This window comes from Streptomyces sp. NH27 (assembly GCF_056859195.1).
In genome coordinates this window covers 1-5,902 of record NZ_JACEGK010000508.1, presented here as the reverse complement: position 1 = coordinate 5,902, position 5,902 = coordinate 1, and the positions used below count along the sequence as shown (strand labels likewise).

The window sequence follows — 5,902 nt, the reverse complement described above, 5'->3', positions numbered from 1 at the left end:
CCCATGCGTTGCTCGCCGGCCCGCCACGCGGAACGACGGGTGGGAGCGCGGTGGTCGTTTCGTGCCGAACCATGCCGCCGTCCCTCCCGGTCACCCGCCATTGGTATTGGTCAGGTAAAGAATTGTACCGTATCCGGTAATGGGTCAATCAGGGGGTGGCGGCCCCTACCTGCCCATTCCGCGCTCGGGTCCGTGACACGAGCGCGCTCAGTGCCGGTACGGCCGCCGTCGCCAGGAAGCACACCGGCAGTGGGGCCCCCGCCACCAGGACGGCGGCGAGCGCGCCGCCCGCCGACGAACCGGCGTTCAGCGCGGAGTTGACCCAGCTGGTGGCACGGGTCGCGGTGCCGTCCGGGGCCAGCCGCGCCGCCGCCAGATACGCCGTCGACAAAGCCGGCGACAACAGCGTGCCGGTCGCCGCGATGCACACCGCGAGCAGTGGCAGCGCGCCCGAGGCGGCCGCGTCCACGGCGAGCAGCGCGGCCAGCGCCGCCAGCAGCAGGGACAGCCGCCCCGCGGCCGGGCGGCGCCACGACACCCGCCCGTGCAGCAGCCCGCCGATCACGCTGCCCGCGGACTGCCCGGCCAGCACCCAGCCGACCGCGCCCGGGTGGTGCGCCCGGTCCGCGCACGCGATGACGTACAGGTCGATGCCGCCCAGGCACGCGCCCACGGCCAGCGCCGCGCCGGCCGCCCGCCGTACGCCGCCCGCGCCCTCCGCGGACAGCAGCCGCAGCCGACGCCGCGCCCGACCCGACGGCCCTTCCCCCGCGCCGGACTTCGCCGGCGCCACCATCAACCGTGCCGCCGGCGAGGCCGCCAGCGCGCACGAGCCCGCCGCGATCAGCACACCGGACAAGGCGAGCGCCGGCACCGGATGCACGGCCACCGCGATCAGCGGGCCGAGCAGGAAGAGCAGTTCCTCCGCGACCGTGTCGAGGCTGAACGCCCTTTGCAGCAGCGCCTCGTCGGGCGCCAGCGCACCCCACACGGCGCGCATCGTCGGCCCGAGCGGAGGGCAGGCCGAGCCCGCGGCCGCTGCGAGCAGCGCGAGTACGGCCGTACTCGGGCGGCCGGCCGCGCTTGCGTGCGGGCCCGCGCACCACGCCAGGGCGAGCACCGCCGCCGAGAACGGTATGGCCAGCGACGGCAGGGCGCGGCGCGCGCCCCAGCGGTCCACCAGGTCGGCTCGCGCCGGGCCGAGCACGACGGCCACCGTGCTGAACACCGTCGACAGCAGCCCGCCGGCCGCCAGCGAGCCGGCGGCCGCGGTCAGTGAAAGGACGAGGGCGAGGTTGAGCACCCCGTAGCCGAGCCGCCCCAACAGTGCGGCGCCGAACGTGACACGGGCGTGCGGCAGACGAAACACGGCGGCGTACGACGCCGCCGAATCCGGCGAAGACATGGGTATCCCCTGAAATACGCAGTGGCATGGGCCGTCTCGCGCACCTCACCCGTCAACTCACCAACGGATGGCGCGCACCCGGCGCCCTACGCACAGAGGAAGAACATCCCCCGAAGATAGCAGTACGGGCAGCGCGACACCGCGCCGGTCGCGGCGTTCAAGGCGTTCCTGCTCGGCCGCAAGGGCGCGCTGCTGCCGAGGTGACGCCGCCCGGCCGCGCGCACCGCGCCTGTGTCCACGGCGCTCGGGAGGCATTGTCAGTGGGTGGGCATACGGTGCGGACATGAGTAAGGGGCAGGCAGAGACGGGACGGCCGGCGCCGGCGGTGCGGTTGAGGGAGTGGGAGGAGGGCGACCTGTGGGTGCTGCGGCGCACGAACTCACCGGAGATGACCGAGCATCTCGGCGGCCCGGAGAGCGAGTCGCAGCTGCTCGCACGCCATGAGCGCTACCTCCGGCTCGACGGCGACGGCGGCCGGATGTACGTGGTCGTGGTGGGCACGGATGTGGGTGCGGGCGAGGAGGCGGCGGGCTCCATCGGTTTCTGGGGGCGGGTCTGGCAGGACGAACCGGTCTACGAGACCGGGTGGGGTGTGTTCCCCGAGTTCCAGGGCCGGGGCATCGCGGTCGCCGCGGCCAGGGCCGTGATCGAGCGGGCGGCCGCCGCCGGCACCCGCCGTTACCTGCACGCGTACCCGTCCGTCGATCACCCGGCGTCCAACGCGGTGTGCCGCCGCGCGGGCTTCACCCTGCTCGGCGAGGTCGCCTTCGAGTACCCCAAGGGGTGCCCGATGACGTGCAACGACTGGCGGACCGAGCTGTCGGCGAGCCCCGCGGAGCCGATACCGCGGTAGGTGGCGGGACCCGCGTCTGCCGTGCGGCATGTCGGCGGCACCTGGTGGGGGCCGCCACGGGTAACGTCCTGTCCTGCATGTCTGCCGGTTCGGCGCTGCCGCTTCGGCGCCGCTTCGAGACGGTCCCCGTCCGCGGGCGAGGACCGGTGAGGGACGCTGCGGGAGGTCCGCCCTGTTGGTGCTGTGTGTGCTCTTCGCGCTGCTCGGTGCCGCCAGCAACGCTTCCGGCACCGTCTTCCAACGCAAGGCCGCGATGCGGGTGCCCGCCGAGGACGCGATGCACTTCCGGCTGCTGGTGGACATGCTGCACCAGTCGGTGTGGTTGCTGGGCATCTGCGGCGTGGCCCTCGCCGCGCTGTTCCAGGCGCTCGCACTGGTCACCGGCCCGCTCGCGCTGGCCCAGCCGGTGTTCGTGCTCGAACTGCCCTTCGCGCTGCTGATCGCCATGCCCGTACTCCACCGCAGTCTGCCGGGCCGCGGCTGGGCCGCGGTGTGCTGCATGGTCCTCGGCCTGGCCATCGCGCTGGCCTGCGCCGCGCCCGACGGCGGCACCGACCAGGCGTCACTCGCCCGATGGGTGCCGGCAGTCGTCGGGGTGGGCGGCTTCACGCTGGCCGCGGTCTTCCTCGCCCGGCACCGCCGCGCCGGCCCGATGCGCGCCGCGCTGCTCGGCGTTGCCGCCGCGGCGGCCAACGCGCTGACCGCCGCGCTGATGAAGTCCGCCGCCAACACCTTCTCCGCGCACGGCTTCGGCGCGTTCCTCGCGGCCTGGCAGACCTACGGCTTCGCGCTGTGCGGGATCGCGGCCGTCTTCCTGCTGGAGAACTCCCTGCAGTCCGGCTCCATCGCCGCCTCGCAGCCCGCGCTGACCCTCGGCGACGCGACCCTCAGCCTCGTGCTGGGGCTGACCGTCTACGCCGAGCACATCCGTACCGGATGGTGGTTCGTGCCTGAACTCCTGGGCGTCGCCATGGTCGTGGCCGGCACCGTCTACCTGTCGAAGTCGGTGGCACTCACCCGGGAGCTGGGCACGAAGTAGTAGGCCGGAAGCGTCTGCCTGCGGGTCGCGGCGGGTCGCAGCGGGCCGGTGCGGGCCGTGCCCGTGGTGACCCGGTCAGGGCGTCACGGGGCGCCGCGCGCAGGTCCTGACCTCGCGCGTGCGATGCTGGGCGTGGTCGAACAGCCGAGGGAACACGACAGTGGCGATGGCAGGGACACGAGGCACACGACGCGCACTGTCGGACCTGTGGGACCGCTACTCGGCCTCCGATCCCGGGTTGCTGCGGCTGATGGCCGGCCTGCGCACGGTCGGGTCGATCGGCCTGGCGCTGCTGGTCCTCGCCGCGCTGGACACCCCGGTGCCCCAGCTCGTGGCCGGCGCGATGGCCGCGATGGTCTCCACGTTCGCCATCCGTGACAAGCGGGTGCCCGACCAGGCCATCACCCTCGCGCTCGGGCTGCCCGCCGCGCTCGCCTCGGTGTCGCTGGGATCCCTGCTCAACCCGCGCGTCGTCATCGGCGACATCTTCTTCGTGCTGCTGATCTTCGTCGCCGCCTACGTCCGCCGGTTCGGCGACCGCTACACCGCGATCGGCATGATCAGCTTCCAGGTGTACTTCGTCTCGCTGTTCGTGCACGCCACCTCCTCCGACCTGCCCGGCCTCTGCCTCACCATGACGATCGCGTTCGCGTGCAGCGCGCTGACCCGCTTCGCGTTCGTGCCCGAGACCCCCGAGCGGACCCTGCGCCTGCTGCGGCAGGCGTTCCGGGTCCGCATCGTGCAACTCGTCGCCACCCAGCGCGAGGTCCTGGAGTCCCCGCCCGACCATCTCGACAGCGCCGTCGCCGACCTGCGCAAGGACACCGCCCGGCTGCACGCGACCGCCCTGATGATCCAGACCCGCCTGGAGGACGGCACCGCCGACCAGGCCACCGCCAACCAGGTCCAACGCCGTATCGTGGACGCCGAGACCGCCGCCGAGCGGCTCGGCGTCCTGCTGCTCAACACCCGCAGCGCCGGCCACGCCGACACCCTCACCCTGCACCTGCCGAACGCCCCGCTGCCCGCCCCGGTCCGCCGGCTCAGCGACGAGGACGAAGCCGTCCGCACCCTGCGCAAGGAGTTGCGCGCCCTCCAACTGCTTGTCGCCCGCCTCTCCGAGGACGACCGCGGCACCGCCGTCACCCACCTGCGCAACCGTCTGCTGGCCTACCGCGACGACGCGAACCTGCCCCGCGCCACCCCCGCGATCCAGGACGCCTTCCGCGGCATCGGCGAGACCGCCCGCGCCGTACTCGGCCTGCGGATGGCCCTCGACGGCCCCGGCGACGACTCGGACGACGCCCCCGAAACCGTCCGCTCCCGAGAGGAGTTCGACGCCGAGGACCTGGCGCTGGCCGACGACTCCGCCCCCGGCGACCGCACCGGCCTGGACCGGCCCAGCACCCGCGCCGCCTTCCAGGTCGCCACCGGCTCCGCGCTGGCCGTCCTCGGCGGCGAGTTCCTGTCCTCGCAGCGCTTCTACTGGGCCGTACTGACCTGCTGGGTGGTGTTCGTCAACACCTCCTCCACCGCCGAGATCCTCGTCAAGGGCTACCGGCGGCTGATCGGCACCATCTGCGGCGTCGTCGCCGGTGTCCTGCTCGCCGCCGCGGTCGGCCCGCACACCTGGACCGCGTTCGTCCTGGTCCTCGTCCTCATCTTCGCGATGTTCTTCACCGCACCCGTGTCGTTCACGCTGATGTCGTTCTTCGTCACCGCCATGCTCGGGCTGCTCTACACCCTCCTGCACACCTACAGCGTGTCCGTGCTGGTGCTGCGGATCGAGGAGACCGCGCTCGGCGCCGCGTGCGGGGCCATCGCCGCGGTCCTGATCCTGCCGATCCGCACCGACGAGCACACCGACGCCCAACTCGTCACCGTCCTGAGCCGGTTGCGCGACGTGTCCGTGGCCGCCGTGGACCAACTCGGCGGCGGCCCCGCCATCGACCTCGTCGACATGTCCCGCGACCTCGACACCGCGCTCGACGCGTTGCGCCGCTCCACCAGCCCGCTCACCTACCCCATCACCCCGCTGCGGGTCCGCCGCCGTAGCACCCGCTATCTCGTCGCCCTGCTGGAGACCTGCGCCTACCACGCCCGTTCCCTGGCGGCCACCGCCGAACTCGTGCCCTACAGCCGGAATGTGGCCGCCGATCCCCGGCTCGCCGCGGTCGGCCCGCGCATCGCCCACAACATCGACGCGCTCATCAGCCACGTCGAGGCGCAGGAAACGTCGAAGGAGCGGGCGGCCGCGGTGGTGGCGTCGGGTGCTTCTGCGGGCTCACCGGCGGAGGGGGACACGGGCGGCAAGGGTACGGCGGCCCGCGACGTGCCCGAGGTGCGGACCGGGCCGAGTATCGCGTCCATGCTGGAGGGTTCGGGGAGCAGCAACTTGCGCTCCGGCACCGTCACTTACCGCGTCCTGCGTCACCTGCAACGCCTCGACGAGGGCATCACCGCGCTGGCCCGGCCGCTGCGGGCGCCGATGGAGGACGACGGCACGAGCCGGCGCGCGGCGGGTGGCAAGGGCGGTGCCGGCGGCGCGACCGCCCGCCCCCGCCCCGCGGGCTGAACGGCCGGTGCGAGCGCGGGGTCGTACCCC

The 5,902-nt window shown here is 73.4% G+C and carries 4 protein-coding genes; 3 read left to right on the top strand and 1 reads right to left on the bottom strand.

Going from position 1 to position 5,902, the window contains the following annotated elements; genetic code table 11:
• Positions 1-148: 148 nt before the first annotated feature.
• Entirely contained in the window at positions 149-1,405 is a 1,257-nt protein-coding gene (locus tag AC13HU_RS30575; RefSeq protein ID WP_483045218.1) for an MFS transporter, read from the bottom strand.
• 283 nt (positions 1,406-1,688) lie between these two features.
• Between AC13HU_RS30575 and AC13HU_RS30570 the strand changes: the two genes are divergently transcribed.
• The 3 genes from AC13HU_RS30570 (at position 1,689) to AC13HU_RS30560 (ending at position 5,872) form a co-directional block, all read left to right on the top strand.
• Positions 1,689-2,258: a GNAT family N-acetyltransferase gene (locus AC13HU_RS30570; RefSeq protein ID WP_483045217.1), complete on the top strand. Its 570-nt coding sequence runs from the start codon at positions 1,689-1,691 to the stop codon at positions 2,256-2,258.
• 172 nt (positions 2,259-2,430) lie between these two features.
• On the top strand, positions 2,431-3,297 hold the full coding sequence (locus AC13HU_RS30565) for a DMT family transporter (RefSeq protein ID WP_483045219.1): 867 nt from the start codon (positions 2,431-2,433) through the stop codon (positions 3,295-3,297).
• Positions 3,298-3,463: 166 nt separating this feature from the next.
• Positions 3,464-5,872 carry an FUSC family protein gene (locus tag AC13HU_RS30560; protein ID WP_483045216.1) on the top strand — a complete coding sequence of 803 codons (2,409 nt, stop codon included), beginning with the start codon at positions 3,464-3,466 and terminating at the stop codon, positions 5,870-5,872.
• Positions 5,873-5,902 lie beyond the last annotated feature (30 nt).

What these genes read in the sequence shown, in the direction of transcription:
- AC13HU_RS30570 (WP_483045217.1), top strand. Translation starts at nt 1,689, where the DNA reads ATGAGTAAGGGGCAGGCAGAGACGGGACGGCCGGCGCCGGCGGTGCGG.
- AC13HU_RS30560 (WP_483045216.1), top strand. Translation starts at nt 3,464, where the DNA reads ATGGCAGGGACACGAGGCACACGACGCGCACTGTCGGACCTGTGGGAC.
- AC13HU_RS30575 (WP_483045218.1), bottom strand. Translation starts at nt 1,405, where the DNA reads ATGTCTTCGCCGGATTCGGCGGCGTCGTACGCCGCCGTGTTTCGTCTG.